Origin of the sequence: Tepidimonas sp. HKU78, from assembly GCF_049860815.1 — a bacterium.
GTDB lineage: Bacteria > Pseudomonadota > Gammaproteobacteria > Burkholderiales > Burkholderiaceae_C > Tepidimonas.
The window spans coordinates 62121-88520 of the sequence record NZ_CP187547.1 but is presented as its reverse complement, the minus strand read 5'-3'; the positions used below and the strand labels follow the sequence as shown (position 1 = coordinate 88520).

Here is a 26400-nt window from a genome sequence, read left to right as displayed (position 1 = left end):
AGCAGCTTTTTATAACCAATATTGTTTTTCTGCGGCGCAGTAAGCGGAGGGCGGCGATGGGAATCGGGGTTTTCCTGGGGCAATGAACAGCCGGTGAGCCATGAAAAAAATTGGCGTGCGCGGGCCTCGCGACTGCCGTACAGTACAGACGTCGTCTCCGGTTACTCAGGGCATCCCGCCCCGTCCGGAGCGACGGGCCCGCCCGGGTGGTCACGCCCAGGCCTGGCCAGCATGATGGGAGCAATCCCTTGCTTCCGGCAGCGTGCGACATGACCCTCCGCGCTGCCTCGCCCGGCACGACTGGGTCGTGCCAAGGCCCCGACGGGTGCAGCCCGACGGGGCCTTTTCGTTGGGGTGCTCGCGCTCGAGGGTGGCGGCGTGTCGTCAGTCGGCCGTGGCGCGGCGGCGCACCTCTGCCAGATACGCGTGTCCGTCGGGCGCTCGCCCTTTCTGTTGGCTCTCCCACAGCATGCGGCCCAGGCACTCCATCACCTCGTGGTGGGCGGCATGCAGCGAGCCGCGACGCGCGGCCAGCAGCTCGACCGCCTGCCGAATGCCCGGGGGCTGGTCGATCGAGCATTGCTCGCTGATACTCAGGTGCATCGACAGGTGCAAAAACGGGTTGTCGCGCGCGGGGTCGGCCTCGGCCATCGAGCGCAGGGCGCCTTCCAGGTCATCCAACTCGGCGTGGTACTCGGGGTGGCGCAGCATCCACTCGTAGGCGAGCGTCTCGATCGGCTCGAGCGGCTGGCCTGCGCGGCCTTTGGCAAAGGCACCGCAAAAAAAACGGCGCACGTCGGCTTGCGATGGCGTGAACATCCCGCGATTGTCGCTCGTCATCGGCTACCATGTGGCGTCATTCCATGGACGGCATGGAGAGGACCCGCATGCCCGTGCTTGCCATTGCCAACCCCAAAGGCGGCGTCGGAAAGACGACGCTGGCCACCCACATTGCCGGGTATTGGGCCCGTTGTGGCCGCCGGGTGATGCTGGGCGACGTGGACCGCCAGCAGAGCTGTGCGCGCTGGCTCGCGCTGCGGCCGGCGGCGGCGCGCCACATTGCCGGGTGGGATGCGAGTGCGGGGGGGACGCTCAAGCCCCCGCGCGGCACGACGCACGTGGTGCTCGACACGCCTGCGGGCCTGCACGGTCAACGCCTGCGCGAGGTGCTGCGCCGCGCCGACACCCTGTTGGTGCCGCTGCAGCCCGGGGTGTTCGACATGTTTGCCACGCACGATTTTTTGCAAGTGGTGCGCGAGCGTGCCCGCGATGGTTTGCGGGTGGCGGTGGTGGGCATGCGCGTGGACGAGCGCACGCGCTCGGCGCAGCAGCTGCGGGCCTATCTGGACGGGTTGGGGGTGCCGGTGGCGGGTTTCGTGCGCGAGGCGCAGGTGTATCGCCACTTGTCGGCGCAGGGCCTGACGCTGTTCGACGTGCGCCCGCCGCAGGTCGAGCGCGAGCTGGCGCAGTGGCAGCCGCTGCTGGACTGGGTGGACGCGCGTTAGGTGGTGTCGGTGCACGCGCGTGTCGCGCGTTCGTCACGGGGGCGTCGCGCGAAGCGGCTACAGTGGCGGGCATGAAAGTCTTCGAATCCCTCGACGCGCTGCAAGCGGCCGTCGGCACCGAAGTGGCGGTCACCGACTGGCTGCCCATGACCCAGGAACGCGTCAACCGATTTGCCGACGCAACGGACGATCACCAGTGGATCCACGTCGATGCCGAGCGAGCCGCAAACGGGCCATTCGGCGGCACCATCGCGCACGGCTTTTTGACGCTGTCGTTGCTGCCCCGATGGATGGCGGAGGCGGTGGACGTGCGTGGGGTGCGCCTGGTGATCAACTACGGCGTCAACCGCGTGCGCTTTCCGGCCCCGGTGCGGGTGGGGGCGCGTGTGCGCGCGCGCCTGCAGTTGCAGTCGTTCGAGCCGTTGACGTCTGGCGGGGCGCACCTGTGCTGGTTGGCCACGGTCGAGATCGAGGGGCAGCCCAAGCCCGCCTGCGTGGCCGAGCTGCTGTTGCGCTACGTCGTTTGAGCGCTGGCGGCACCGCCCGTGGGTGCAGGCGGGGCCGTGCCGGCAAACCCCAGCTGCCGCCAGGCCTCGTACGCGACCACGGCCACCGCGTTGGACAGATTCAGGCTGCGCTGCCCCGGCCGCATGGGCAGGCGCAGGCGCCGTTCGGGCGCAAAAGTCTCCAGCACCGCCGGTGGCAGCCCGCACGACTCGGCCCCGAACACCAACCAGTCACCCGCCGCGAATGCCACCTCGTGGGGCGTGCGCGTGCCGCGTGTGGTGAGGGCGAAGCAGCGCTGCGGGTCGGGACGTTCGGCGGCGACGAACGCGCCCCACGAGGCGTGACGGCGCACGTTGGCATACTCGTGATAGTCCAGCCCCGCGCGCCGCAGCAGCCGGTCGTCCATCGAAAAGCCGAGTGGCTCGATGAGGTGCAGCGCGCAGCCGGTATTTGCGCACAGGCGGATCACGTTGCCGGTGTTGGGCGGGATCTCGGGCGCGACCAAAACGATGCGAAACATGGGGCGCGCATTATTCCACGCGGGGTGGGGTGCGGGCGACGACGAGGGCGCTGACGCGGGTGGCGCCCGCGTCGAGCAGCGCGAGCGTGGCCGCGCGCAGCGTGGCGCCGGTGGTCATGACGTCATCGACCACCAACACACGCCCCCCGGCGAGGGCGGCGCGCGCGTGCGGCGCGACCGTGAACAGCCGGGAGACCTGCGCGAGCCGCTCCTGTCGGCCCAGGTGGTGCAGGATCGGGGCATCGGCCGCGCGCTCCAGCGCCGTCGGCAGCGCGCGCGGGGTGGCGGTCAGCCGGGCCAGCGCGCGCATCAACGCCCAGGCCTGGTTATAGCCCCGCTCGGCCAGCCGCTGTGGCGTCAGTGCCACGGGCAGCCAGAGGTCGGCGTCGGCCAGCAGCGTGGGCAGCGCCGGGTCGTCGAGCCACAACTGGGCCAAAGGGCGCGCCAAACCCGGGCGCGTGCCGGACTTGAGTGTCAGGATCCACGCATCCCACGGGTAGCCGTAGTCCACGCGCGCGAGCACCCGCGTCCACGGCGGGGGCGAGCGCTCGCAGTCCGCGCAGCGCGTCAGCCCTGGCGCCAGTGGCAACGCGCAGCCCGGGCAGCGGGGCAGCACGGGGGCCAGATCGTGCTGGCAGTCGGGGCACAACGGCCCGTCGGGCCAGCGGCCACAGACTTCACACACGGCCGGGCACAGCGCGTCCCAGGCGCGCCTCCAGCGGTGGTGGATCGAGTGCGGCATGACCAGCCTCCCCGTGCGGACTTCGCGTCGTCGTGCGCCCGCCACTATACTGCGGCGCCCATGGCTGCTGTTCCATCCCCCTCTGACGACGCCGAGCGCGTGCCGGGACTCGATCCGGTGGCGCTGGCGCGCTGGCACGCGCGCACGCCCACGAACAGTCCGTGGCTGCACGAGACGGTGGGCGCGCGCATGGCGCAGCGGCTGGCGTGGATCAAGGCGCAGCCGCGCGCGTGGATCCACTGGTCGCCCCTGCTGGGTGGCGAACGGGCGCACCAAGCGGTGGTGCAGCACTACCCGCAGGCCCCGGTGTGGCTGGCCGGTGAGGGGGCTGCGGCGGCCTGGCAGCGCTGGCAGCCTGCGCCCCCGCGTTGGTGGCAACGCTGGGGTCGGCGTGCCGACCGCGACGCAGCGGCGTCCCCCTGGGGCGCGCTGGCCGGCGTGCTGGCACCGGGCGAGCTACCGAGCATGCCAGTGGACATGGTGTGGGCGAATATGGCCCTGCACACCCAGGTCGCGCCGCGGGCGCGGCTGCGCCAGTGGCGCGACTGGCTGGCGGTGGATGGGTTTTTGATGGTCTCGGGGTTGGGGCCCGATACCTTGCGGGAATTGCGCGCCCTGCACGCCACCCACGGCTGGCCCGACCCGGCGCCCGCCTTCGTGGACATGCACGATTGGGGCGACCTGCTCGTCGAGACCGGCTTTGCCGAGCCGGTGATGGACATGGAGCGACTGACGCTGACCTACCCGAGCGCCGAGCGGCTGCTGGTCGATTTGCGCGCGTCGGGGCGCAACTGGCGTGTCGATCGCTTTCCCGGCCTGCGCGGCCGCGGCTGGTATGCGCGCTGGCTGCAGGCGGTGGAGCAAGGTTTGCCGCGCACCCCCGACGGTCAACTGAGCCTGACGATCGAGGTGGTCTATGGCCACGCGTGGCGACCGGCGCCGCGTGCCTTGGTCCGGGGGACGACGGCAGTCCCCCTCGAGCAGCTGCGGGCGATGCTGCAGCGCAGTGCTGGGGCTGGGCGTGACCCCGCCGGTGGCAGGGGCTGAAACCCCACTACAATTGACATAGATCAAATCGATCGGCGCAACGCGCCGGCCGATGACTCTGGTAATTGGCCTGCGGGCCTCGAGGGCGATGGTGGCACCTGAGATGGCGGATGCGTCGCGCACAGGCGTGCTGCGGCTGGCCCGGGTGGATGCCGATGGCATCCGCTGGCAGCTGGCGCGCAATTGCGCGCTCACGCCGGCGCAGTGTGGCTGGGCGTTCGCACTGGCCGCTGCAGCGGCGATGGGGGTGTCGGGTTTCTTTTGGTTGCTGGGGGCCCGGCTCGTGCTGCCATTTGCGCTGCTCGAGACGCTGGCGCTGGGAGCGGGATTCCTGTGGTACGCGCGCCATGCGACGGACCGCGAAACCCTGGTGCTCGACGCCGAGCGGCTGTTGGTCGAGATCGAGGAGGCCGGTGCCGTGCAGCGACGTGAGTTGGCGCGGCAGTGGCTGAAGGTGGAGGAAGCGCACGGTAGCGGGCTGATCGGCCTGCGCTCGGGTGGGCGACAGGTCTGGGTGGGGCGCCATGCGCGCCCGGAGCAGCGGCGGCAGTTGGCGCGCGAGCTGCGCTGGGCGCTGCGAGCCGTGACGGCCATGGGGGCACCGGGGGCGTCACCGAAACCATGAGCCGCACTCGGGTTCGGGATTGTCCGGAGTCCGCATGAGGAACAAGTTTGGTGTAATTCGTGTTGACATAAATCAACGCTTATATTCGAGGCAAACGACGTGAGCATGATGAAGCAATCCAGTCAAGTGCGGCGCGGCCATGGGGCCCGCGTCTGGACGGGCGCCAAAGACGCGGCGGGCGCGGCCCTGCTGGGTTTGTCCGTATGGGTCTCGAATGCCGCCCACGCTGCGGTCAATGACCTGCCCGGTGGCCCAGCGGTCAACCAGCTCAACTTCCATCCCCCCGTCACCCGCATCGCCGAAGAACAGCACTGGCTGCACTGGTTCATGCTGGCGATCTGTGCCACCATCTTTGTGGTGGTGTTCGGCATCATGTTCTACTCGATCGCCAAGCACCGCAAGGCGGCGGGCCACCAGGCGCAAGAGCTGCCCGAACCGTTGTGGGTCGAGCTGGGCTGGACCATCGTGCCCCTGCTCATCGTCATCGGCATGGCCTTACCGGCCACGAAGGTGCTGGTCGCGCAGAAAGACACCACCAACAGTGACTTGACGATCAAAGCCGTGGGCATGCAATGGAAGTGGGGCTACGAGTACCTCAAGGGCGAGGGCGAGGGCATTCAATTCCTGTCCACACTGGACCCTCAGCACCGCCTGTGGGCCGACTCGGGTAACCCGCCGCCGACCGACGACTACCTGCTCAAGGTAGACAACCCGCTGGTCGTGCCGGTGGGCAAGAAGGTGCGCATCATCACTACCGCCAACGATGTGATCCACGCGTGGATGGTGCCGGCGTTTGGCGTCAAGCAAGACGCGATCCCGGGCTTCGTGCGCGACACCTGGTTCCGCGCCGAAAAGACCGGCGACTTCTACGGCCAGTGCGCCGAGCTGTGTGGCAAAGAGCACGCCTTCATGCCCATTCACGTCAAGGTCGTGACGCAAGAAGAGTATGCCAAGTGGGTGGCCGAGAAAAAGCAGGCTATGGCGGCTCTCGCCGACGACCCCAACAAGGAATGGACGCTCGCCGAGTTGGTCAAGCGCGGCGAGTCGGTCTACGCCGCCAACTGTGCGGCCTGTCACCAGGCCAATGGCAAGGGTGCCGGACCCATCAAACCGCTCGACGGCTCGACCATCGTCACCGACGCGGACCACGGCAAGATGATCCGGGTCATGCTCAACGGCGCGGGCAACGGCGCCATGCCGGCCTGGAAGCAGTTGTCGGACGTCGAGCTGGCAGCGGTCATGACCTATGCCAAAAACAGCTGGTCGAACAACACCGGTCAAGTCGTGCAGCCCAAGGAAGTGGTGGCGGCGCGTCAGTGATTACTTTTAAAGCGACGAGGAAAGAGCCATGAGTGCAGTTCTGGATCATCACGGCGCGCACGCGCACGACCATGACCATGCCCATCACGCACCCTCGGGGTGGCGGCGCTGGGTATTCGCGACCAACCACAAAGACATCGGGACGATGTACCTGCTGTTCAGCTTCGCGATGTTGATGATCGGTGGGCTACTCGCGCTGGGTATTCGCGCTGAGCTGTTTCAGCCGGGGCTGCAGGTGGTCAACCCCGAGCTGTTCAACCAGCTCACGACCATGCACGGCATCATCATGGTGTTCGGGGCCATCATGCCGGCCTTCGTCGGCTTCGCGAACTGGATGATCCCGCTGCAGATCGGCGCCTCCGACATGGCGTTTGCGCGCATGAACAACTTCAGCTTTTGGCTGATGGTGCCGGCGGCAATCATTCTGGTCGGCTCGTTCTTCATGCCTGGTGGCGCGCCCGCCGCCGGCTGGACGCTGTACGCCCCGCTGACACTGCAGATGGGCCCGTCGATGGATGCGGCCATCTTCGCGATGCACATCCTGGGCGCGTCGTCCATCATGGGCTCGATCAACATCATCGTGACCATCCTGAACATGCGCGCGCCCGGCATGACGCTGATGAAGATGCCGATGTTCGCCTGGACCTGGTTGATCACGGCCTATCTGCTGATCGCCGTGATGCCGGTGCTTGCGGGCGCCATCACGATGACGCTGACTGACCGGCATTTGGGCACGAGCTTTTTCAACCCGGCGGGCGGTGGTGATCCGGTGATGTACCAGCACATCTTCTGGTTCTTCGGCCACCCCGAGGTCTACATCATGATCCTGCCGGCGTTTGGCATCATCAGCCAGGTCGTGCCCGCTTTTGCACGCAAGAAGCTGTTCGGCTATACCTCGATGGTGTACGCCACGGCGTCGATCGCCATCCTGTCGTTCATCGTGTGGGCGCACCACATGTTCACCACCGGCATGCCGGTCACGGGTCAGTTGTTCTTCATGTACGCGACCATGCTGATCGCGGTGCCCACCGGCGTGAAGATCTTCAACTGGATCGCGACCATGTGGAAGGGTTCGATGACCTTCGAGACCCCGATGCTGTGGGCCGTGGGCTTCATCTTCGTCTTCACTATGGGCGGCTTTACCGGTCTGATGCTGTCCATGGCGCCGCTGGACATCAACTTCCAGGACACCTACTACGTGGTGGCGCACTTCCACTACGTGCTGGTGGCAGGTTCGCTGTTTGCGATGTTTGCGGGCTACTACTACTGGGCGCCGAAGTGGACCGGGGTCATGTATGACGAGACGCGCGGCAAGATCCACTTCTGGTGGTCGATGATCTCGTTCAACGTGACCTTCTTCCCGATGCACTTCCTGGGTCTGGCCGGCATGCCCCGTCGGTATGCCGACTATCCGATGCAGTTCGCCGACTTCAACGCGATCGCGTCGGTCGGGGCGTTCGCTTTCGGTCTGGCACAGGTGTATTTCTTCCTGTTCGTCGTGTTGCCCATGATGCGTGGCCAGGGCCAGAAGGCTCCGCAAAAGCCGTGGGAAGGCGCGGAAGGGCTGGAGTGGGAAGTGCCGTCTCCGGCGCCGCACCACACGTTCGAAACCCCGCCCAAGCTGGACGCGACCGCGACCCGCATCGTCGGGTGAGTACCCAACCCTGGAGTGAGGTATGAGCACCCCTGAGCAGCGCCGTCAAAACGTCCGACTGGGCTGGATTCTGGCGTCGGTGGCCTTGGCGTTCGCGCTGGGCTTCGTGGCCAAGATCGTGCTGCTCGGGGGCTGAATGCCGCTGGCCTGACGTGACTCGTCGTCAACCACCATGAACCGTCACCTGGAAAACCTCCGCATGACCGGCAAGCTGGTCGTCATTGCCGTGGGCATGTTTGCCTTCGGCTATGCGCTGGTGCCGATCTACCGCGCCATTTGCGAGGTGACCGGCATCAATATCCTGGCGCTCGGGGAGAAGCAGGTGCCTGGCAAGTCGCGCGTCGATCCGGTCAATACCCAGGTCGATACCTCGCGCACCATCACGGTCGAGTTTGACACCAACGTGCGTGGGCCTTGGCACTTCAAGCCGGCGGTCCGGTCGATGGAGGTTCATCCCGGGCAGCTGGCCACGGTGATGTACGAGTTTCAAAACGTGCAAAACCGCACCATGGCGGCGCAAGCGATCCCCAGCTACGCCCCACGGCAGGCGGCCAACCACTTCAACAAGTTGGAGTGTTTTTGCTTCAACCAGTACACGCTGGCCCCGGGTGAGCGGCGAGAGTGGCCGGTGGCGTTCGTCATCGACCCCAAACTGCCCAAAGACGTCAAGACGATCACGCTTTCGTACACCTTCTTCGAAGTCGGCACACCCACCCCGGCGGCGCCCACGGCGGCACTGCCGACGGCAACGGGAGGTGCGTCGTGAAGGGCACCCCTGCGCATCGGCGACCGATCGATTGGTGGGGCACCGTCAAGGCGGTGCTGTGGAGCTTCATCGGTTTGCGCCGTCGGTCCGACTTCGAGCAGGACGTCCAGCGGCTCAACCCCATCGCGGTCATGGTGACGGCGGTGGTGCTGACGCTGGTCTTCATCATCGCGCTGATGTCGATCGTGCGCTGGGTGGTTTCGCCGTGACGCCAGACGTCGATTGTCAACGACCAACGATTCGATACCAAGAGGAGTGAGCATGTCCGCAACCACACACGGCAACACGCCGTACTACTACGTGCCGGGTTTGTCGCGGCACCCCGCCATGGCGGCCTTCGGGCTGTTTTTCGTCATCCTTGGCGCCGGTCAGTGGATCAACGGCGTCGAGTGGGGCAAATGGTCGTTGGCTTTCGGGCTGGCGTGGTGGCTGGTGGTGCTGTACCAGTGGTTCCGCGACGCCGTGGCCGAGAGCGAAGGCGGCTTGTACAGCCGTAAGATCGACATTTCGTACCGCTGGAGCATGAGCTGGTTCATCTTCAGCGAGGTGATGTTTTTCGGCGCCTTTTTCACCGCGCTGTGGTGGGCGCGTGCGCACTCGGTGCCGGCGCTGGGCAATCTGGAAAACAGCCTGATCTGGCCCGACTTCCAGGCGATTTGGCCGTCGGTGCAGGCGGGTGCCACCGCGTCGCCCGCGGGTATCGTCGAGCCGTTCCAGACCGTGGGGCCGTTTTGGCTACCCACTATCAACACGGCGCTGCTGCTCACCTCGGGCTTGACGCTGACGATCGCGCACCACGCGCTGCAAGACGGCAACCGCACCAAGACCATCGCCTTCATGTGGATTACCGTGCTGCTGGGTGCGATCTTTTTGCTGGTGCAGGGCTACGAGTACTATCACGCCTACACCGATCTGAACCTCAAGCTCAGCTCGGGCATTTTCGGTTCGACGTTCTTCATGCTCACGGGTTTCCACGGTTTTCACGTGTTCGTGGGCATGCTGATGCTGCTGGTGATCACGCTGCGGCTGCAAAAGGGCCATTTCACCAAGGATCGCCATTTCGGTTTCGAAGGCGCGGCGTGGTATTGGCACTTCGTCGACGTGGTGTGGCTGTTCCTGTACGTTTTGGTGTACTGGATGTGACCCACGGGCGCAGCAGCCATGAAGAAAGCGCCTGCGGGCGCTTTCTTCGTTTGTGTGGGGGTGCGGTGGCGCGGATGGCCCGGGAATCCGGGTGAACCGTCACGGGGTGGTGGGCAAGCCGGTGGGTTGGATCCAGCCCATCCAATGGCTAAACAAAATCAACAGAAACAGCACGATGGACAAGCCGATGCGCACCGTCAACGCCCGTGCCATGCGGCGCGAGCGTTGCGCATCCCCGCTGCTGGAGTCGCCCTTCATCATGGCCGCCAACGCGGCACCCAGCGCACCCACGATGCCCACGAAAGCGACGGCGACCAAATATTTCATGGCTGGAATTATCGAATGAAACGCGTACGGACAGGGCGTTCGCTGGGGGTGACCCTGGCAGCGGTGGTGGGCTTTGCGCTGACGGTGTCGCTGGGCGTTTGGCAGCTCGGCCGTGCCGACCAAAAGCGCACCCTGCTGGCGCAGCAGTTGGCGCAAGTCGGCCAGCCCGCCGCCGATTGGGGCGACGTGCACCGGGCGTTCGAGGCGGGGGAGCTGCCTGCCTGGCACGGGCGAGCGGTGCAGCTGCGCGGGCGTTGGGTGCCCGAGGCGACGGTGTATCTGGACAATCGGCCGATGCAAGGCCGCGCGGGCTTCATCGTCGTGACGCCGTTGATGCCCGAGGGCGGGGGGCCGGGGCTGCTGGTGCAGCGTGGCTGGGTGCCTCGCCGTGCGGACGATCGCACCGCCGTGCCACCGTTGCGCACACCCGATGGCGTGGTGACGGTCGAGGGGCGGCTCGCCCCGCCTCCCTCGCGGCTATTTCAACTGGGCCCCGATGCGGCTGGCCCGATCCGGCAGAATATCGACATCGACGCGTGGGGCGAGCAGTGGCGCTTGGTGCTGGTGCCCGCATCGGTGCAGCAGAGCGCGCCGCCCGAGTCGGCAGCGGATGGCACGCCGTTGCTGCGTGAGTGGACGGTGGTGGCGGTCGATCCCGCCAAGCACGTCGGGTACGCGGTTCAGTGGTTTGGGCTTGCCGCCCTGATTGGCGTTTTGTATGTCTGGTTCCAATTCGTCTCCCCCCGGCGCCGCGCGCGTTGACGCAGCACCCGCTGGTGCGCTCGACCAGCCCCTGACGCTGACCGTGCACAGCTTGCCGTCACCCGGGGCCGGTCTGGCCCGCGACGTGGCAGCGACGCGCCGTGGGCGCTGGAAGATGTTTTTGCTGTTTCTGGTCAGCGCGTCGCCCGTCATCGCGTCGTACTTCACGTACTATGTGATTCGCCCCGAAGGACGGCGTAACTATGGCGAACTGATCGAGCCGCAGCGGCCACTGCCCCCTATCGTGGCGGTGGACGCGCAGGGGCGCGAGGTGCCACTGACGGCGTTGATGCACCAGTGGCTGTTCATCAGCGTGGCCGACAGCGCGTGTGACGCGCAGTGCGAGCGGCACCTGTACCTGCAGCGGCAGTTGCGCGAAGGTTTGGGCAAGGACAAGGAGCGCATGGATTGGGTGTGGCTGCGCACCGGCGACCGCGCGTACCCCGAGCGGCTGCGGGCCGCCCTGCAGACGGCGACCGTGCTATGGGTCGACGAGGCGCAGCTGGCCACGTGGCTGCAGCCCGCGCCGGGGGCGCGGCTGGCCGATCACTTGTACGTGGTCGATCCGCTGGGCAACTGGATGATGCGCTTTCCGCCCAACGCGGATCCGTCGAAGATGCGGCGCGACCTGGAGCGCCTGATGCGGGCGTCGAGCTCGTGGGACCGGCCGGGGCGGCCCTGAGGTGAGTATGGAAACGTGGACCGACTGGACGCCGGTATTTCGGCTCATGATTCTGGGGCTGTTGATCGCCGCCGGGCCACTGGCGTGGGTGTGGCTGCGCGCGCGCGGGGCCAGCACGCGGCAACGACTGCGGCTGCTGAGCGCCCTGACGCTGTTTTTGACGTTCGACTTGGTGCTGTTTGGGGCATTCACCCGGCTCACCGACTCCGGCCTGGGGTGTCCAGACTGGCCGGGCTGCTACGGGGCAGCGTCGCCGATCGGCGCGCACGCGGATATTGCCGCCGCGCAGGCCGCGATGCCGACGGGGCCGGTGACGTTTTCCAAGGCGTGGATCGAGATGATCCACCGCTATCTTGCCACCTCGGTAGGGGTACTCATTCTGGTCATGGCCGTGGCCAGCCTGATCGAGCGTCGGCGCGACCCGACCGTGCCCGCGCTGTGGCCGTGGGTGTCGCTGGTGTGGGTGTGTATACAGGGCGCATTCGGGGCGCTGACGGTGACGATGAAGCTGTTCCCGGCCATCGTGACGTTGCACCTGATGGGCGGGTTGGCGCTGCTGGCCCTGCTGCGGCTGCAAACGGTGCGCTTCGGCCAGGCCGACGCGCTGACCCAGCAGGCAGGCGCGCTCGGCCCCGGCCTGCGGCTGGCGTTGTGGGGGCTGCTCGCGCTGGTGGCGCTACAGGTGGCGCTGGGGGGGTGGGTCAGCACCAATTACGCGGTGCTGGCGTGCCGCGATTTTCCGACCTGCCAGGGCAGTTGGTGGCCCGAAATGGATTTTGCGCGCGGCTTCGAGCTCTGGCGCCCACTGGGTGAATTGCGCAGCGGCGACGCGCTGCCGTTTGCCGCGCTGACCGCCATCCACTACGTACACCGGTTGTTCGCTTATGGGGTGTTGGCAGTGCTATTGGGGGTAGGCTGGGCGCTGCATCGCGCGGGCCTGACCCGGCATGCCGCGTGGTTGTGGGGGTTGGGCGCATGGCAGCTGTTGACGGGCTTGAGCAACGTGGTGCTGGAGTGGCCGCTAGTGGCGGCCGTGGCCCACACGGGCGGTGCGGCGCTGTTGGTCACGCTGCTGGCGGGGTGGCTGGCCGCGGCGTATCCGGCTCGTGCCAAACCAGCCACGGCGCCGATGACAGCCTCGGTGTGGCAGGAGGGGCGGGCATGAGCACGCCGCACACCGCCACCGGGGCGCCACTGCCGTCGACCTGGCGACAGTACTACGTGTTGATGAAGCCGCGCGTCATCCAACTGATCGTCTTTTGCGCGCTGATCGGTATGGTGCTGGCGGTGCCGGGTTGGCCCAGCGCGCAGCAGTGGGGCACGATGGCCGTGGCCTGTGTGGGGATCTGGATGGTCTCGGGCGCGGCGGCGGCGTTCAATTGCCTGATCGAGCAACACATCGACGCGCGCATGCGCCGCACCGCGTGGCGGCCCACGGCCCGGGGCGAGCTGAGCCAGCGCCAAGCGCTGGTGTTTTCGGCGCTGTTGTGCGCGGCGGGCTCGGTGCTGCTGTACGTCGCGGTCAATCCGCTGACGATGTGGCTCACGCTCGCCACCTTCGTCGGCTATGCCGTCGTCTACACCGTCATCCTCAAGCCGTTGACGCCGCAAAATATCGTCATCGGTGGTGCATCGGGCGCCATGCCCCCCGTGTTGGGGTGGGCGGCGATGACCAACACCGTCACGGCCGAGGCGCTGGTGCTGTTCCTCATCATTTTTCTGTGGACGCCGCCGCACTTTTGGGCGCTGGCGCTGTACCGGGTCGATGACTACCGCCGCTCTGGCCTGCCCATGCTGCCCGTCACGCACGGGTCCGAATTCACGCGCCTGCACATCCTGCTCTACACCCTGATCCTGTTTGCCGCCTGCTTGCTGCCGTATCTGCTGCGCATGAATGGGTGGCTGTATTTGGTGGCCGCCGTCGTGCTCAATGCCGGGTTCGTTTTCCATGCCTGGCGCCTGTGGCGCGACTACTCGGACGCGCTGGCGCGCCAGACGTTCCGCTTTTCCCTTATCCACCTGTCGCTGCTGTTTGCGGCCATGCTGGTGGACCATTACCTGATCATGATCCCATGACACGACCGACACGCGCGGATCCCCGCCCCCCATCAGAATCGCACATCGTGCCCCGGCGTGGTGCGCTTGCGCGCCTGCTTGGCGGCGCTGGGGGGGCGTTGCTGGCACTGGGGGTGGCGTGGCTCGGGGGCTGCGGCGAGCGTCCCCCAGCCTTTCACGGTATCGACCTCACCGGGGCTGACTACGCCCAGGGCTTCGATTTGCCCGATCAAAATGGCCAGCGCCGCACGCTGGCCGATTTTCGCGGCAAGGTCGTGGTGGTATTTTTTGGCTACACCCAGTGCCCGGATGTGTGCCCGACGTCGCTGGCGGAGCTGGCCGAGGCCAAACGGCTGCTCGGTGCCGATGGGGCGCGCCTGCAGGGCATTTTCATCAGCGTCGACCCCGAACGCGACACGCCCGAGTTGATGCGCGCGTACATGGCCAGTTTTGACCCCACGTTTTTGGCGCTGCGGGCCGAGCCGCAGGAGCTGTCCGCGCTGGCCAAGGCGTTCAAGGTGTACTACAAAAAAGTCGAGGGCTCGACGCCGACCAGCTACACCATGGACCACTCGGCCGGCAGCTACGTCTACGATACCCAGGGCCGCCTGCGCCTGTACCACCGCTATGGCAGCGGTGCGCAGGCGCTGGCCGATGACGTCAAACGGTTGCTGGCCGAGGGCTGACCGCACCGCGAGGCGCTGCCACGGCCAGCCCCTCAGGCAGACGCCTTGTCGGCTTCGGAAGTGAAGGCGTCGGCGTAGAACGCGTCCTCGGGCAGGCCGGCCGCCGCATAGTCGCGCCGAGCCGATTCCACCACGATGGGCGCGCCGCACGCATAGACCTCGAAGCCCGAGAGGTCTGGGTGATCGGCCAACACCGCCTGGTGCACGAAGCCGGTGCGACCCGACCAGCCGTCCTCGGGCAGGGCGTCGGATACCACGGGGACGTAGGTCAGGTTCGGCAGCGCGGCTGCTGCCTCGCGGATCCAGGCGTCTTGGTACAAGTCGTGCGGGCGACGTCCCCCCCAGTACAGCCACGTGGGCCGCACGATGCCTTTGTGCTGCATGTGCTGCACGATGGCCTTGATGGGCGCGAAGCCCGTGCCCGACGCGAGCAGGATGATCGGTTTGTCCGATGCCTCGCGCAGATAAAAGCTGCCAAACGGCCCCTCGATGCGCAGAATGTCCTTTTCTTTGAGTGCGCCGAATACATGGTCGGTAAACTTGCCGCCCGGCATGTGCCGGATGTGCAGCTCGAGGAAGGGCGTGCCCGCTTGGCTGGTGTGCGGGGCGTTGGCCATCGAGTAGGCGCGGCGCGCGCCGTCGCGCAGCAAAAATTCGACGTACTGCCCGGCGTGGTACTGAAAGGTGTCGTTGGCGGGCAGCTGCAGGCGCACGATCATCACGTCGGGGGCGGCGCGCTCGAGTTGTTGCACGCGCACTGGCAACTTTTTGACGGGGAAGGCGCCGGCTTCGGTGACTTGGCGCGACTCGATCACCACGTCGCTGTGCGCGATGGCGCAGCAGGTCAGGATCAGGCCGGCGGCTTCTTCTTCGGCGCTGAGCGCCTTGGACTGGTGCGGGCCGTGCGTGACGGTGCCGGCGAGCTTGCGGCATTTGCATGAGCCGCAGGCGCCGTCCTTGCAGCCGTAGGGCAGGCCGATACCCTGGCGAATGGCGGCAGCCAGCAGGGTTTCGCTTTCCGTCGCCGCAAAGGTGCGGCCACTGGGTTCGACGGTGATGGTAAAGGTCATACTGGAAAGGTGGCCGTAGCGGCCCAACGAGACTGAGAGATAACATCGATTGTCGCAAATGCCATGGCGCCCCAGGGGCGCATGGGGAAAGGATGCGCATGTTCCATGGATTCGGGGGAGCGCTGCCGGCGCGGTTTCGGCGCCAGCGCGTATTGATCGTGGGCTGCGGCGACGTGGGGCTGCGCAGCGCGCGCCTGCTGTCCGGGCGGGTGCGGTTGCTGGCATTGACGTCGTCGCCCGAGCGCGTGCCGCTGTTGCGCGCTGCCGGTATCACACCGCTGCGCGGGGATCTCGACGATCCGCTAACGCTGCAGCGGCTGGCGGGCTTGGCGCACCGGGTGCTGCATTTGGCGCCCCCGCCGAGCGAGGGACTGGCTGACTGGCGGCGCGACCCCCGCTCGCGTGCGCTCGCGCAGGCGCTGGCGTTGCGCCAACCGCCGGCCGTGCTCGTGTACGGATCGACCAGCGGTGTCTATGGCGACTGTGGTGGGCAGTGGGTGAGCGAAACCCGCATGCCCGCACCCGCCACCCCGCGGGCGTGGCGGCGGTTGGACGCAGAGCGCCAGTGGCGGTTTTGGGGGCGCATGACGGGCGCACGCGTGACGCTGTTGCGCATCCCGGGCATTTACGCGCCGAACCGGCCCGACGGTCCGCTGCCGCGCCTGCAGCGAGGCACCCCGGTGCTGCGGCCCGAGGACGACGTCTACACCAACCACATCCATGCCGACGACTTGGCGCGTGCTTGCGTGCGCGCGCTGTGGCGGGGTGGGCCCCAGCGTGTGATCAACGTCTGCGACAACACGCAGCTCAAAATGGGCGACTATTTCGACTTGTTGGCCGATGGGTTTGGGCTGCCGCGCCCACCGCGTGTGGCACGCGACGGCGCCGAGCAGCGGCTGCCGCTGATGCTGTTGTCGTTCATGAGCGAATCCCGCCGGTTGCGCAACGAGCGTATGGGGCGCGAGCTGGGGCTGCGGCTGCGCTACCCCACGGTGCAGGAGGGTTGGGGTTTCGTCGGTGCCTGACACGCCATAGAAAAGGCCGATCGGTTCACGATCGGCCTGAGGTGTTTGGTGCCGGAAGCCGGACTCGAACCGGCACGGTGTCGCCACCGGCAGATTTTGAATCTGCTGCGTCTACCTATTTCGCCACTCCGGCGCACAAGGCCAAAATTATGGCACAGTTCAAACCCTCAGTTGACGCCGCCTGGGCGTCAGCTCCATCCGATACGAAGCGTTCCATGGCCCCACCGTTGACGACCGATCGTTCTACCCCTTCACCGGCGCCCCGTCGCCGTGCGCTGCGGCGCTACCCCACCATCGAGGATGCAGTGGGCAACACCCCGCTGGTGGCGTTGCAGCGCATCGGTGAGCCCGACAACCGCGCCCGTGGCAACGTCGTGCTGGGTAAGCTCGAGGGCAACAACCCGGCCGGCTCGGTCAAGGATCGCCCCGCGCTGTCGATGATCCGGCGCGCCGAGGAGCGCGGCGAGATCCGCCCTGGTGACACCCTGATCGAAGCGACCAGCGGCAACACGGGCATCGCGTTGGCCATGGCGGCGGCCATCCGCGGCTACCGCATGGTGCTCATCATGCCGGAAGACTTGTCGATCGAGCGCGCGCAGACGATGAAGGCGTTTGGCGCCGAGCTCATCCTCACGCCCAAGAGCGGGGGCATGGAATATGCGCGCGATCTAGCCGACAAGCTGGAGAAGGAGGGCAAGGGCAAAGTCCTCGACCAGTTCGCCAACCCCGACAACCCGCGCATCCACTACGAAACGACGGGCCCCGAGATCTGGAGGCAGACGGGCGGGCGCATCACGCATTTCGTCAGCGCCATGGGCACCACAGGCACGATTACGGGCGTGTCGCGCTATCTGAAGGAGCAAAACCCCGCCATTCGCATCATCGGGGCGCAACCGGCTGAGGGCTCGCGCATCCCGGGCATTCGCAAGTGGCCGCCGGAATATCTGCCCAAGATCTATGACCCGTCCGGCGTCGATGAGCTGGTGTACGTCAGCCAGGCCGATGCGGAGGAGATGTGCCGACGCCTGGCGCGCGAGGAAGGGATCTTCGCCGGCGTCTCGGCCGCTGGGGCGTGTTGGGTGGCGCAACAAATCGCCCAGCGCGAGGCCAACGCCACCATCGTCTTCGTGGTGTGCGACCGCGGCGATCGCTACCTCTCGACCGGGGTATTCCCGGCATGAACGGGTTATCCCTGATGGGGTTTTTCCTGTCGAGGCGGCAAGGCGCGGGGTGCCACCGTAAAATGGCTGGCTCTAAACGGAGTTGCGATTGATGAATATCGACCGTGAAGTGGACGCGCGCGGGCTGAACTGTCCGCTGCCGATTCTCAAGGCCAAGAAAGCGCTGGCGGAGATGGCCAGCGGTCAAGTGCTCAAGGTAATTGCCACCGATGCCGGGTCGGTGCGCGACTTTCAGGCCTTTGCCAAGCAAACGGGCAACGAGCTGCTGCACCAGGAAACGATCGGGTCCGATTACGTGTCGATCCTCAAGCGTCGCTGAGTGTTCGGTGCCTGATGGCTGTGCCGGGGTATTCCACCCCGAAGCCGCTGGTACCTCCGGTCAAACGGCCCATGGACGGGCCGTTGCTTTTTTCCACTGCGCGCAACGCGCCACCGGCTGAGGCGTTCTTTTAGTCGCCCAGACGCGCGCGCTGCGCCTGCACTTTGGTCAGCGTCGCGCTGAAGTCGGCCAGGCGCTGGCGCTCCTGCTCGATGACGGCAGCCGGTGCGAGCGCGACGAACGATTCGTTGGCCAATTTGCCCTGCGCCTTGGCGATTTCGCCTTGCAGGCGAGCGATTTCTTTGTCCAGCCGGGCGCGCTCGGCCGCCACGTCGATGGCCATGAACAGGCACAGGCGGGCCTCGCCCACGACTGCCACGGGGGCGGCCTGTGCCGCCTCGGCCCACGCTGCTTCATCGGCAAAGAGGCGCACTTCGCTCAGTTTGGCCAGCGCCTGCAGCACGGCTTGCCAGCGCTGCACGAAGGCGCTCTCGCCCACGACATACAGCGGCAGCCGCTGCGCGGGTGAGACGCCCATCTCGCCGCGCAGGCGGCGGCACGCCTCCACCATCGCTTGCAGGCGGGCGACCTCGGCCTCGGCGTGCTCGTCGATGCGCTGCGGCTGCGCCTCGGGGTAGGGGGCGATGCTCACCGAGGGGCCAGCGCGTCCGGCGACGGGCGCCACCTTTTGCCACAGCTCCTCGGTGATGAAGGGGATGATGGGGTGCGCGAGCCGCAGCACGGTCTCCAGTGTGCGGATGAGCGTGCGACGGGTGGCACGCTGTTGCGCCGCGTCGCCCGTTTGCAGCTGCACCTTGGCGATTTCCAGGTACCAGTCGCAAAACTCGTCCCAGACATAGCTGTAGATGGCATTGGCCACCAGGTCGAGCCGGTAGTCGGCAAATCCCTGCGCGACGGCGGCCTCCACTCGTTGCAGGCGCGAGACGATCCAGCGATCGGCCGCGGAGAAGCTCAAATAGCCGTGGAACGGCCCGCCCGGCGCGCACTGGTCGGGCGTGTGCTCGGCCAGGCCGCAGTCGTGGCCCTCGCAGTGCATGAGCACGAAGCGCGTCGCGTTCCAGAGCTTGTTGCAGAAGTTGCGGTAGCCCTCGCAGCGCTTGCTGTCGAAGTTGATGCTGCGCCCAAGCGACGCCAACGCGGCGAAGGTAAAGCGCAGTGCATCGGCGCCGTACGCGGGAATGCCCTGCGGGAACTCTTTCTCGGTGGCGCGGCGAATGGCCGGTGCCGTCTCTGGCTTGCGCAGGCCGGTGGTGCGCTTCTCGAGCAGCGTCGGCAGGTCGATGCCATCGATCAGGTCCACGGGGTCGAGCACGTTGCCTTCGCTCTTGCTCATTTTGCGGCCCTGGGCGTCGCGCACCAGACCATGGATGTAGACGTGGCGAAACGGCACGCGCCCCGTGAAGTGGGTGGTCATCATGATCATGCGCGCCACCCAAAAGAAGATGATGTCGTAGCCCGTGACCAGCACCGTGCTGGGCAGGTAGAGGTCGTAGTCCTTGAGCGGTTGGGGATCGTCGAGGCTGTCGGGCCAGCCCAGCGTGGAAAACGGCACCAGCGCGCTGGAGTACCAGGTGTCGAGCACGTCGGGGTCGCGGCGCAGGCCCGCCTGGCGCAGTGGCTCGCGCTGCGCGGGGCTCAGGTGTGCCAGGTAGGCGTCGAACTGAGCCTGGGCGTTGGCCTCGCTGCGCGCCACATAGACGTTGCCTTCGGCGTCGTACCAGGCCGGAATCTGGTGGCCCCACCAAAGTTGGCGGCTGATACACCAATCCTGGATGTTGGCCATCCACTGGTTGAAGGTGTTGACCCAGTTCTCAGGCACGAAGCGCACCTGCCCGCTGGCGACGGCGTCGATGGCCTTTTGCGCGATGCTCTTGCCGCTGGGATCCTGCGGGCTGATCCGCGTCATGGCGACGAACCACTGGTCGGTCAGCATCGGCTCGACGATCTGGCCAGTACGCGCGCAGCGCGGCACCATCAGGCGGTGGGGGCGGGTGGCCACCAGCAGCCCGGCGGCTTGCAGGTCGGCGAGCACGCGCCGCCGCGCCTCGAAGCGATCCAGCCCCCGGTACGCGGCCGGGGCGTTGTCGTTGACCGTGGCGTCCAGGTGGAAGATGGGGATGAGCGGCAACGCGTGGCGCTGGCCCACCGCGTAGTCGTTGGGGTCGTGCGCGGGCGTGACTTTGACCACGCCAGTGCCGAAGCTGGGATCGACATAGGCGTCGGCGATGATGGGAATCTCGCGCCCGCACAGCGGCAGCTTCACGTACTGCCCCACCAGGTGGGCGTAGCGCTCGTCGTCGGGATGCACCATGACGGCGACGTCGCCCAGCAGGGTTTCGGGGCGTGTGGTGGCCACGACGAGCTGGCCTTCGCCGCTGGCCAGCGGGTAGGCGATGTGCCACAGGTGGCCGTCTTCCTCCTCGCTTTCGACCTCCAGGTCCGACACCGCGCTCATGAGCACCGGGTCCCAGTTGACCAGGCGCTTGCCGCGGTAAATCAGCCCCTGTTCGTACAGGCGCACGAAGGTCTCGGTGACCACGCGCGACAGCCGCTCGTCCATCGTGAAGTATTCACGGCTCCAGTCCACGCTGTCGCCCAGCCGGCGCATCTGCTGAGTGATGGTGTTGCCGCTCTTTTCTTTCCACTCCCACACGCGCGCGACGAAATTTTTGCGCGCCTCCTCCGGCGTGGCCCCGAGGTCGTGCCGGGTGAGCCCTTGCGCCTGCAGCTGCCGCTCGACCACGATCTGGGTGGCGATGCCGGCGTGGTCGGTGCCGGGAATCCACACCGTGTTCGCGCCGCGCATGCGGTGGTAGCGCGTCAGGCTGTCCATGATGGTCTGGTTGAACGCATGCCCCATGTGCAGCGTGCCGGTGACGTTGGGTGGCGGCAGCTGGATGGCAAACGCTGGCGCATCGGGCTGCGGTTGCCCAGTGCCGCGCCAGCCGGCACAGCCGTAGCCGCGCGCTTCCCACTCGGGGCCCCAGCGGCGTTCCACGGCGGCGGGGTCGAACGATTTGGACAGGCTCTGCAGGCCGGGTTGGGCAACGGAATCGGACATGGCGATCGACAAAGCAGATGGGAGGGCGCGCCCCACGGCGGGGCAAAAACCCTGATTGTAGAAGGCGGGGTGGATGTGACGCACGAATGACGACGTGATTGATCCCCTCAATGAACGGCATAGACGCGAGCCGCTGGACGTCAGCGAGCCCTGAGGGTATGGTTGCTCCGTGCCGCTGACTATGGTGGTCGGTGGCGCATTCGAGATACCACCCTACCAGGAGAGACAACCATGCCGCAACTCAAAGGTTCCAAAACCGAGCAGTGCTTGAAAGACGCCTTCGCGGGCGAATCGATGGCCAACCGCCGTTACCTGTACTTCGCCAACAAGGCCGACGTCGAGGGTCAAAACGACATCGCCGCACTGTTCCGCTCCACCGCCGAAGGCGAGACGGGCCATGCCCATGGCCATCTGGAGTTTTTGGAGCAATCGGGCGACCCGGCCACCGGTATGCCGATCGGCACCACGCGCCAGAACCTCGAGTCCGCCGTGGCCGGCGAGACGCACGAGTACACCGACATGTACCCCGGCATGGCCAAGATCGCGCGCGAGGAAGGCTTCGACGAGATCGCGGACTGGTTCGAGACGCTGGCGAAGGCCGAGCGCTCGCATGCCAACCGCTATGCCAAGGCGCTGGCCGAACTGGTCGACTGATCCGCCACCCCGGTAACCCGCGGGGCCGTCGCTGTGCGCCATCCGCCGCGGGTGGCGGGCGCCAATCCCCCGCGGGCCGGTTTTTGCACAACGAGCCGCCGGACCCACGGCGGCCCCCTTCAGGAGACACCCGCCATGGCGCGCGAAGGCAACCTCGAGCCCCCGACCCGACACCCGCTGGACTGGAAGAATCCCGAGTTCTACGACGAGGACAAGTGCTTCGCCGAACTGGAGCGCATCTTCGACATTTGCCACGGCTGTCGTCGCTGCGTGAGCCTGTGCGCGGCCTTTCCGACCCTGTTCGATCTGATCGACGAGGGCAAGACCGGTGAACTCGACGGCGTGGATAAGGCCGACTACTGGAAAGTGGTCGACCAGTGTTACATGTGCGACCTGTGCTACATGACCAAGTGTCCGTATACGCCGCCGCACGAGTGGAACCTGGACTTTCCGCACACCATGCTGCGTGCCAAGGCGATCAAGTTTCGCCAGGGCAAGGTCAAAGCGGCCGAGAAGTTTCTGGCCTCCACCGACGTGCACGGCAGCCTGGCTGGCATCCCGATCGTGGTGCAGACGGTCAACGCCGTCAACCGTACCAAGCCCGCGCGGGCGTTGATGGAGAGCGCCCTGGGCGTGCACCGCGACGCGTGGATGCCCGAGCTGGCCGCCAAGACCTTCCGCCGCGCCGCGCCCGAGTCACCGACCTCCCAGGCGATCGACGGCGAGCGCACGCCGGGCAAGGTGGCGATTTTTTCGACCTGCTACGTCAACTACAACGAACCCGGCATCGGCCTGGACCTGCTACGGGTGCTGGCGCACAACGGCATTGCGTACACGCTGGTCGAGAAAGAGCGCTGCTGTGGCATGCCCAAGCTGGAGCTGGGCGATCTGCAGTCCGTGGCGGCGGCCAAGGAGGCCAACATTCCGGTGCTGGCGCGCTATGCGCGTGAGGGCTACGCGATCCTGAGCGCGGTGCCGAGCTGCACGCTGATGTTCAAACAAGAGATCCCGCTCATGTTTCCGGACGATCCCGACGTGCAGGCGGTCAAGGAAGCCATGTGGGATCCCTTCGAGTACCTGACCGCGCGCCGGCGCGACGGGCTGCTCAAAACCGACTTCCCGCGGCCACTGGGTAAGGTCAGCTATCAGATCCCCTGTCACGGCCGGGTGCAAAACATCGGCCGACGCACCGAGGAGCTGCTCAAGTCCATTCCGGGCACGCAGGTGCAGACGATCGAGCGCTGCTCGGGCCATGCCGGCACCTATGGCGTCAAGAAAGCGACGCACCCGGTCGCGATGAAAATCGGCAAGCCCGTTTTCAAGGCCATGGCGCAATGGAAGGACGGCAGTGCGCCGGATTACATCAGCTCCGATTGCCCGCTGGGCGGGCACCACATCGCGCAGGGATTCGAGGTCAACCAGTTGGGCACCCCCCAGCTGGCGCATCCGCTGACGCTGCTGGCCACCGCGTATGGGTTGAAGTGAGTCCGAGGCCCGAGACGATCCGACTGGAGCGAGACCATGATCACCACCATGCAACTGACCGGCAAGATCACGCGCGAGACGCTCATGCCACTGGAAGCGTATGCCAAGTGGCGCAAGGTGCACAAGCCCGAGGTGATCGCGCACCGCAAGCTGCGCACGGTGCGTCTGGGCGAGCACTTGAGTGTGCAGTTCGAGAGCGAGCTGTCGATGCGCTACCAGATCCAGGAGATGCTGCGCATCGAAAAAATCTTCGAGGAAGAGGGCATTCAGGACGAGATCGACGCTTATGCCCCACTGGTGCCCGACGGCACCAATTGGAAGGCGACCCTCATGATCGAGTACCCCGACGTCCACGAGCGGCGTCGGGAGCTGGCGCGCCTGATCGGCATCGAGGACCGCATGTTCGTCGAGATCGAGGGGCACGGTCGCGTCTATGCCATCGCCGACGAGGACCTGGACCGCGAAACCGAGGACAAGACCTCGGCGGTGCACTTTTTGCGCTTCGAGCTCACGCCCGCGATGCGCGCCGCGGTCAAGGCGGGGGCGGCGGTCAAGCTGGGGTGCGACCACACTCACTACCCGGCGCACGTGCAAATCCCGCCCGAGACGCTGGCGAGCCTGGCTGGCGACCTGAACGATTGAGGGGGCACGCCGTTGGCGCGGGGTGCCGCGTTGGCGGTAGGATACGGGCATGATTTTTTTGCTCTCTCCCGCCAAGGCGCTGGATGTCGAATCGCCCCTGACCACGCAGCGCGCGACCGAGCCGTTGTTCATCCCCGAGGCGGCGCAGCTCATCGAGGTGCTGCGCACCCTCTCGCCGCAGCAGGTGGCGGAGCTGATGGATTTGAGCGATACGCTCGCGGCGCTCAACGTGGCGCGCTACCAGGCGTGGCAGCCAGTTTTCACACCCGAGAACAGCCGCCCAGCGGTGCTGGCCTTCAACGGCGATGTGTACGAGGGGCTCGACGCGCGCTCGTTGAGCGAAGACGACCTGGACTGGCTGCAAGCGCATGTGTGCATCTTGAGCGGCCTGTACGGCGTGTTGCGGCCGCTGGATCGGATGCAGCCCTATCGGCTGGAGATGGGCACCCGGCTGGCCACACCGCGCGGACGCAATCTTTATCAATTTTGGGGTGGCCGCATCGCGCAGTACCTCAACGAGCGCGTGGCACAGGACGATGGTATCGTCGTCAACCTGGCCAGCGAGGAGTACTTCAAGGCGGTCGACCTGGCCGTACTGCAGGCGCGCGTGGTGACCTGTGTTTTCGAGGAGCGCCGCGGTACGGGCTACAAAATCATCAGCTTTGCCGCCAAGCGTGCGCGTGGGCTCATGACACGTTGGGCCGCATTGCACCGCGCGAGCCGTGTCGAGGACTTGCAGGGCTTCGACAGCGAGGGCTACCGCTACGCGCCCGAGGTCTCCACCCCCGAGCGGTTGGTGTTCCGGCGCGAGGCGCGTCCCGCCTGAGCGGCGCGGGAGATTCAGCCATGGCGCAGCACGTGACCCCAGAGCTGAAGGCATGGATCGTGCAACAGGCACGCGCCGGCTGCACGCCGGAGTCGGTGTTGCAGGCCATGCGCGCCGCCGGTTGGGAGGAGGCCGTGGCGCTCGACGCCATGGAGGACGCGCTGGAGGGGTTCGTGCGCACGCTGCCGCAGCCGGTGCCGCCCGCGGCACCCGTGCGGCCCCATCTGGTCTTGGATGGATCGCCGCGCGCCATGGACGTGGGCGACCGTATCGTCACCGTCCACGTGAGCCTGCGCCGGCCGCGGCTGGCGGTTTTGGGCAACGTCTTGTCGGATGAAGAATGCGCGGCGCTGATACGTGCCGCCGAGCCACGCCTGAAGCGCTCGCGCACCGTGCAGACCAAGACCGGTGGCGAGGAGCTCAACGCCGACCGCACCAGCGATGGCATGTTTTTTCGTCGCGGCGAGTCGCCGCTGATCCAGCGCATCGAGGCGCGCCTGAGCCGCCTGGTGCACTGGCCGGTGGAAAACGGCGAGGGGTTGCAAGTGCTGCGCTACCGGCCAGGCGCGGAATACAAACCCCACTACGACTACTTCGACCCCAATGCGCCTGGCACCGCGCGCATCACCGAGCGTGGCGGGCAGCGCGTGGCCACGCTGGTGATTTACCTGAACGAGCCGGTGCGCGGCGGTGGCACCACGTTTCCAGACGTTGGGCTGGAGGTGATGCCACAGCGCGGGCATGCGGTTTTTTTTGCCTACGACCAGCCCGACCCCGCCACGCTGACGCTGCATGGCGGCGCGCCCGTGCTGGAGGGCGAGAAATGGGTGGCCACCAAGTGGCTGCGCGAGTCCGAATTCACTCCCTGAACCGATGATGTCCCTGTCTGCGACGCCCCCTGCCGCGGCGGCTGATTTGCCTGGCTTGGCGCAGGCCCCGTTGGGCCGCGCCAGCACGTATATCGACAACTACGACCCTACCTTGCTGTGCCCACTGCCGCGCGCGCCCAAGCGCGCCGAGATCGGCATCACCGGCACCCTGCCGTTCACCGGCGCGGATCTGTGGACGGCGTTCGAGCTGAGTTGGCTCAACCCGCGTGGCAAGCCGCAGGTCGCCATCGCACACTTCACCATCCCCGCCGAGTCGCCCAACCTGATCGAGAGCAAGTCCTTCAAGCTCTACCTCAACAGCTACCACCAAACGCCGTTTGCGAGTGCCGAGGCGGTGCGCGAGCGCCTGCGCGTCGATCTGGCCGAGGCGCTGTGGCGCGGCAGTGACCAGGCGCCCGGCAGCGTGGGTGTGCGCTTGCTCTTGCCGCACGAGTGGGGCGCGCAAACGGTGCAAACCCTGCCCGGCTTGAGCCTGGATCGGCTCGACGTCGATTGCACCGACTACCAGCCCGCGCCCGAGTGGTTGCGTGCCGACCCTGACCAGCCCCCGGTGCAAGAGGTGTTGACGAGCGACCTGCTCAAGAGCAACTGCCTGGTGACCGGCCAGCCCGATTGGGGCAGCATCCAGATTGCCTACAGCGGCGCGCCCATCGACCAGGAGGGGTTACTGCGCTACCTGGTCAGTTTTCGTCAGCACCAGGAGTTCCACGAGCAGTGCGTCGAGCGCATCTACATGGACATATGGACGCGCTGCCGCCCCATTCGCCTGAGTGTGCTCGCGCGCTACACGCGCCGCGGTGGGCTCGACATCAACCCCTGGCGCACGAGCCACCCGCAGCCGCTGCCGACGCACGCGCGCACGGCGCGGCAGTGATCCGCAGCGAG

General features: G+C 66.7%; 30 protein-coding genes and 1 tRNA gene. 24 read left to right on the top strand and 7 right to left on the bottom strand.

Translation table 11 applies throughout. The features are described 5' to 3' along the window. Window positions 1-384: 384 nt before the first annotated feature. Window positions 385-819 carry a DUF1841 family protein gene (locus tag ACPYIS_RS00450; protein ID WP_424894394.1) on the bottom strand — a complete coding sequence of 145 codons (435 nt, stop codon included), beginning with the start codon at window positions 817-819 and terminating at the stop codon, window positions 385-387. Between the two features lie 68 nt (window positions 820-887). On the opposite strand from ACPYIS_RS00450, the gene ACPYIS_RS00445 reads away from it, so the two are divergent. Together ACPYIS_RS00445 and ACPYIS_RS00440 are read left to right on the top strand one after the other, a co-directional pair. Next, a complete protein-coding gene (locus ACPYIS_RS00445; RefSeq protein WP_299019903.1) occupies window positions 888-1505 on the top strand; it encodes a ParA family protein in 618 nt (205 codons plus the stop codon). 71 nt (window positions 1506-1576) lie between these two features. Further along, a complete protein-coding gene (locus ACPYIS_RS00440; RefSeq protein ID WP_424858787.1) occupies window positions 1577-2032 on the top strand; it encodes a MaoC family dehydratase in 456 nt (151 codons plus the stop codon). Here ACPYIS_RS00440 and trmL read toward each other — a convergent pair. Continuing rightward, a complete protein-coding gene (gene trmL, locus ACPYIS_RS00435) occupies window positions 2020-2532 on the bottom strand; it encodes a tRNA (uridine(34)/cytosine(34)/5-carboxymethylaminomethyluridine(34)-2'-O)-methyltransferase TrmL (RefSeq protein WP_425973746.1) in 513 nt (170 codons plus the stop codon). The genes ACPYIS_RS00440 and trmL overlap by 13 nt on opposite strands. A gap of 10 nt (window positions 2533-2542) precedes the next feature. Next, window positions 2543-3274 (bottom strand): ComF family protein, encoded by a 732-nt coding sequence (locus tag ACPYIS_RS00430; RefSeq protein WP_424858789.1) that lies wholly within the window; start codon window positions 3272-3274, stop codon window positions 2543-2545. Window positions 3275-3334: 60 nt separating this feature from the next. On the opposite strand from ACPYIS_RS00430, the gene ACPYIS_RS00425 reads away from it, so the two are divergent. The 8 genes from ACPYIS_RS00425 (at window position 3335) to ACPYIS_RS00390 (ending at window position 9829) form a co-directional block, all read left to right on the top strand. Continuing rightward, window positions 3335-4321: a biotin synthase gene (locus ACPYIS_RS00425; protein WP_424894395.1), complete on the top strand. Its 987-nt coding sequence runs from the start codon at window positions 3335-3337 to the stop codon at window positions 4319-4321. An 88-nt stretch (window positions 4322-4409) separates the two neighbouring features. Next, entirely contained in the window at window positions 4410-4946 is a 537-nt protein-coding gene (locus ACPYIS_RS00420; RefSeq protein ID WP_424858791.1) for a DUF2244 domain-containing protein, read from the top strand. 105 nt (window positions 4947-5051) lie between these two features. Continuing rightward, complete coding sequence (gene coxB, locus ACPYIS_RS00415; RefSeq protein ID WP_424858792.1) at window positions 5052-6266, top strand: cytochrome c oxidase subunit II; 1215 nt, start codon at window positions 5052-5054, stop codon at window positions 6264-6266. A gap of 28 nt (window positions 6267-6294) precedes the next feature. Beyond that, window positions 6295-7920, top strand: a complete 1626-nt coding sequence (gene ctaD, locus ACPYIS_RS00410; protein WP_299019890.1) for a cytochrome c oxidase subunit I — start codon at window positions 6295-6297, stop codon at window positions 7918-7920. A 22-nt stretch (window positions 7921-7942) separates the two neighbouring features. Continuing rightward, the gene (locus ACPYIS_RS00405) at window positions 7943-8056 is read left to right on the top strand and encodes a cytochrome oxidase small assembly protein (RefSeq protein WP_299019888.1); all 114 of its coding nucleotides are present in this window, start codon (window positions 7943-7945) and stop codon (window positions 8054-8056) included. A gap of 36 nt (window positions 8057-8092) precedes the next feature. Continuing rightward, window positions 8093-8686 carry a cytochrome c oxidase assembly protein gene (locus tag ACPYIS_RS00400; RefSeq protein ID WP_299019886.1) on the top strand — a complete coding sequence of 198 codons (594 nt, stop codon included), beginning with the start codon at window positions 8093-8095 and terminating at the stop codon, window positions 8684-8686. Next, window positions 8683-8895, top strand: coding sequence for a DUF2970 domain-containing protein (locus tag ACPYIS_RS00395; protein WP_299019883.1), 213 nt, complete (start codon window positions 8683-8685; stop codon window positions 8893-8895). The genes ACPYIS_RS00400 and ACPYIS_RS00395 overlap by 4 nt, the downstream gene beginning before the upstream one ends. 52 nt (window positions 8896-8947) lie before the next feature. Further along, window positions 8948-9829 carry a cytochrome c oxidase subunit 3 gene (locus tag ACPYIS_RS00390; RefSeq protein ID WP_299019881.1) on the top strand — a complete coding sequence of 294 codons (882 nt, stop codon included), beginning with the start codon at window positions 8948-8950 and terminating at the stop codon, window positions 9827-9829. Window positions 9830-9928: 99 nt separating this feature from the next. Here the strand turns inward: ACPYIS_RS00390 and ACPYIS_RS00385 are convergent, their stop codons facing one another. Further along, window positions 9929-10156, bottom strand: coding sequence for a twin transmembrane helix small protein (locus ACPYIS_RS00385; protein ID WP_299019879.1), 228 nt, complete (start codon window positions 10154-10156; stop codon window positions 9929-9931). A 15-nt stretch (window positions 10157-10171) separates the two neighbouring features. Between ACPYIS_RS00385 and ACPYIS_RS00380 the strand changes: the two genes are divergently transcribed. Genes ACPYIS_RS00380 through ACPYIS_RS00360 form a run of 5 tightly spaced genes read left to right on the top strand, consistent with a single transcriptional unit; the run spans window position 10172 to window position 14341 of the window. Further along, window positions 10172-10918 (top strand): SURF1 family protein, encoded by a 747-nt coding sequence (locus ACPYIS_RS00380; RefSeq protein ID WP_424858793.1) that lies wholly within the window; start codon window positions 10172-10174, stop codon window positions 10916-10918. Continuing rightward, complete coding sequence (locus ACPYIS_RS00375; RefSeq protein WP_299019870.1) at window positions 10875-11600, top strand: SCO family protein; 726 nt, start codon at window positions 10875-10877, stop codon at window positions 11598-11600. Before ACPYIS_RS00380 ends, ACPYIS_RS00375 begins: the two co-directional genes overlap by 44 nt. Before the next feature lie 7 nt (window positions 11601-11607). Next, complete coding sequence (locus tag ACPYIS_RS00370; protein ID WP_299019868.1) at window positions 11608-12765, top strand: COX15/CtaA family protein; 1158 nt, start codon at window positions 11608-11610, stop codon at window positions 12763-12765. Beyond that, the gene (gene cyoE, locus ACPYIS_RS00365; protein WP_299019865.1) at window positions 12762-13676 is read left to right on the top strand and encodes a heme o synthase; all 915 of its coding nucleotides are present in this window, start codon (window positions 12762-12764) and stop codon (window positions 13674-13676) included. The genes ACPYIS_RS00370 and cyoE overlap by 4 nt, the downstream gene beginning before the upstream one ends. Window positions 13677-13723: 47 nt before the next feature. Further along, a complete protein-coding gene (locus ACPYIS_RS00360; protein WP_424858795.1) occupies window positions 13724-14341 on the top strand; it encodes an SCO family protein in 618 nt (205 codons plus the stop codon). 32 nt (window positions 14342-14373) lie between these two features. Here ACPYIS_RS00360 and ACPYIS_RS00355 read toward each other — a convergent pair whose 3' ends face one another. Next, the gene (locus ACPYIS_RS00355; protein WP_299019861.1) at window positions 14374-15411 is read right to left on the bottom strand and encodes a CDP-6-deoxy-delta-3,4-glucoseen reductase; all 1038 of its coding nucleotides are present in this window, start codon (window positions 15409-15411) and stop codon (window positions 14374-14376) included. Between the two features lie 98 nt (window positions 15412-15509). Here ACPYIS_RS00355 and ACPYIS_RS00350 point away from each other — a divergent pair, with 98 nt between their 5' ends. Beyond that, complete coding sequence (locus tag ACPYIS_RS00350) at window positions 15510-16436, top strand: SDR family oxidoreductase (RefSeq protein ID WP_299019859.1); 927 nt, start codon at window positions 15510-15512, stop codon at window positions 16434-16436. 46 nt (window positions 16437-16482) lie between these two features. Here ACPYIS_RS00350 and ACPYIS_RS00345 read toward each other — a convergent pair. Then, window positions 16483-16569: transfer RNA gene (locus ACPYIS_RS00345), tRNA-Leu, on the bottom strand. Window positions 16570-16711: 142 nt separating this feature from the next. On the opposite strand from ACPYIS_RS00345, the gene cysM reads away from it, so the two are divergent. Next, window positions 16712-17617 (top strand): cysteine synthase CysM, encoded by a 906-nt coding sequence (cysM, locus tag ACPYIS_RS00340; protein ID WP_424860174.1) that lies wholly within the window; start codon window positions 16712-16714, stop codon window positions 17615-17617. A gap of 91 nt (window positions 17618-17708) precedes the next feature. Beyond that, a complete protein-coding gene (locus ACPYIS_RS00335; RefSeq protein WP_424858796.1) occupies window positions 17709-17936 on the top strand; it encodes a sulfurtransferase TusA family protein in 228 nt (75 codons plus the stop codon). 130 nt (window positions 17937-18066) lie between these two features. Here ACPYIS_RS00335 and ACPYIS_RS00330 read toward each other — a convergent pair whose 3' ends face one another. Then, window positions 18067-21018 (bottom strand): valine--tRNA ligase, encoded by a 2952-nt coding sequence (locus ACPYIS_RS00330; protein WP_424894396.1) that lies wholly within the window; start codon window positions 21016-21018, stop codon window positions 18067-18069. A gap of 231 nt (window positions 21019-21249) precedes the next feature. On the opposite strand from ACPYIS_RS00330, the gene ACPYIS_RS00325 reads away from it, so the two are divergent. From ACPYIS_RS00325 to queF, 6 genes are all read left to right on the top strand, one after another. After that, a complete protein-coding gene (locus ACPYIS_RS00325) occupies window positions 21250-21672 on the top strand; it encodes a rubrerythrin family protein (protein ID WP_424894397.1) in 423 nt (140 codons plus the stop codon). A gap of 135 nt (window positions 21673-21807) precedes the next feature. Next, complete coding sequence (locus tag ACPYIS_RS00320; protein WP_424894398.1) at window positions 21808-23157, top strand: heterodisulfide reductase-related iron-sulfur binding cluster; 1350 nt, start codon at window positions 21808-21810, stop codon at window positions 23155-23157. Window positions 23158-23205: 48 nt separating this feature from the next. After that, the gene (locus ACPYIS_RS00315; RefSeq protein WP_299019911.1) at window positions 23206-23799 is read left to right on the top strand and encodes a DUF3501 family protein; all 594 of its coding nucleotides are present in this window, start codon (window positions 23206-23208) and stop codon (window positions 23797-23799) included. Between the two features lie 49 nt (window positions 23800-23848). After that, window positions 23849-24625 (top strand): peroxide stress protein YaaA, encoded by a 777-nt coding sequence (gene yaaA, locus ACPYIS_RS00310; protein WP_424894399.1) that lies wholly within the window; start codon window positions 23849-23851, stop codon window positions 24623-24625. A 20-nt stretch (window positions 24626-24645) separates the two neighbouring features. Further along, entirely contained in the window at window positions 24646-25494 is an 849-nt protein-coding gene (locus ACPYIS_RS00305) for a 2OG-Fe(II) oxygenase (protein ID WP_424894400.1), read from the top strand. A gap of 7 nt (window positions 25495-25501) precedes the next feature. Then, entirely contained in the window at window positions 25502-26389 is an 888-nt protein-coding gene (gene queF, locus ACPYIS_RS00300; RefSeq protein WP_424858799.1) for an NADPH-dependent 7-cyano-7-deazaguanine reductase QueF, read from the top strand. Window positions 26390-26400: the final 11 nt, after the last annotated feature.

Excerpts from the sequence above, each read along its gene's own strand:
- ACPYIS_RS00350 (WP_299019859.1), top strand. The coding sequence starts at position 15,510 with ATGTTCCATGGATTCGGGGGAGCGCTGCCGGCGCGGTTTCGGCGCCAG.
- ACPYIS_RS00440 (WP_424858787.1), top strand. The coding sequence starts at position 1,577 with ATGAAAGTCTTCGAATCCCTCGACGCGCTGCAAGCGGCCGTCGGCACC.
- yaaA (WP_424894399.1), top strand. The coding sequence starts at position 23,849 with ATGATTTTTTTGCTCTCTCCCGCCAAGGCGCTGGATGTCGAATCGCCC.
- ACPYIS_RS00355 (WP_299019861.1), bottom strand. The coding sequence starts at position 15,411 with ATGACCTTTACCATCACCGTCGAACCCAGTGGCCGCACCTTTGCGGCG.
- ACPYIS_RS00320 (WP_424894398.1), top strand. The coding sequence starts at position 21,808 with ATGGCGCGCGAAGGCAACCTCGAGCCCCCGACCCGACACCCGCTGGAC.
- ACPYIS_RS00420 (WP_424858791.1), top strand. The coding sequence starts at position 4,410 with ATGGTGGCACCTGAGATGGCGGATGCGTCGCGCACAGGCGTGCTGCGG.
- cyoE (WP_299019865.1), top strand. The coding sequence starts at position 12,762 with ATGAGCACGCCGCACACCGCCACCGGGGCGCCACTGCCGTCGACCTGG.
- queF (WP_424858799.1), top strand. The coding sequence starts at position 25,502 with ATGTCCCTGTCTGCGACGCCCCCTGCCGCGGCGGCTGATTTGCCTGGC.
- ACPYIS_RS00425 (WP_424894395.1), top strand. The coding sequence starts at position 3,335 with ATGGCTGCTGTTCCATCCCCCTCTGACGACGCCGAGCGCGTGCCGGGA.
- coxB (WP_424858792.1), top strand. The coding sequence starts at position 5,052 with ATGATGAAGCAATCCAGTCAAGTGCGGCGCGGCCATGGGGCCCGCGTC.
- ACPYIS_RS00330 (WP_424894396.1), bottom strand. The coding sequence starts at position 21,018 with ATGTCCGATTCCGTTGCCCAACCCGGCCTGCAGAGCCTGTCCAAATCG.
- ACPYIS_RS00380 (WP_424858793.1), top strand. The coding sequence starts at position 10,172 with ATGAAACGCGTACGGACAGGGCGTTCGCTGGGGGTGACCCTGGCAGCG.
- ACPYIS_RS00390 (WP_299019881.1), top strand. The coding sequence starts at position 8,948 with ATGTCCGCAACCACACACGGCAACACGCCGTACTACTACGTGCCGGGT.
- ACPYIS_RS00430 (WP_424858789.1), bottom strand. The coding sequence starts at position 3,274 with ATGCCGCACTCGATCCACCACCGCTGGAGGCGCGCCTGGGACGCGCTG.
- ACPYIS_RS00335 (WP_424858796.1), top strand. The coding sequence starts at position 17,709 with ATGAATATCGACCGTGAAGTGGACGCGCGCGGGCTGAACTGTCCGCTG.
- ACPYIS_RS00405 (WP_299019888.1), top strand. The coding sequence starts at position 7,943 with ATGAGCACCCCTGAGCAGCGCCGTCAAAACGTCCGACTGGGCTGGATT.
- ACPYIS_RS00445 (WP_299019903.1), top strand. The coding sequence starts at position 888 with ATGCCCGTGCTTGCCATTGCCAACCCCAAAGGCGGCGTCGGAAAGACG.
- ACPYIS_RS00450 (WP_424894394.1), bottom strand. The coding sequence starts at position 819 with ATGTTCACGCCATCGCAAGCCGACGTGCGCCGTTTTTTTTGCGGTGCC.
- trmL (WP_425973746.1), bottom strand. The coding sequence starts at position 2,532 with ATGTTTCGCATCGTTTTGGTCGCGCCCGAGATCCCGCCCAACACCGGC.
- ctaD (WP_299019890.1), top strand. The coding sequence starts at position 6,295 with ATGAGTGCAGTTCTGGATCATCACGGCGCGCACGCGCACGACCATGAC.
- ACPYIS_RS00370 (WP_299019868.1), top strand. The coding sequence starts at position 11,608 with ATGGAAACGTGGACCGACTGGACGCCGGTATTTCGGCTCATGATTCTG.
- ACPYIS_RS00400 (WP_299019886.1), top strand. The coding sequence starts at position 8,093 with ATGAACCGTCACCTGGAAAACCTCCGCATGACCGGCAAGCTGGTCGTC.
- ACPYIS_RS00305 (WP_424894400.1), top strand. The coding sequence starts at position 24,646 with ATGGCGCAGCACGTGACCCCAGAGCTGAAGGCATGGATCGTGCAACAG.
- ACPYIS_RS00385 (WP_299019879.1), bottom strand. The coding sequence starts at position 10,156 with ATGAAATATTTGGTCGCCGTCGCTTTCGTGGGCATCGTGGGTGCGCTG.
- ACPYIS_RS00325 (WP_424894397.1), top strand. The coding sequence starts at position 21,250 with ATGCCGCAACTCAAAGGTTCCAAAACCGAGCAGTGCTTGAAAGACGCC.
- ACPYIS_RS00315 (WP_299019911.1), top strand. The coding sequence starts at position 23,206 with ATGCAACTGACCGGCAAGATCACGCGCGAGACGCTCATGCCACTGGAA.
- ACPYIS_RS00375 (WP_299019870.1), top strand. The coding sequence starts at position 10,875 with ATGTCTGGTTCCAATTCGTCTCCCCCCGGCGCCGCGCGCGTTGACGCA.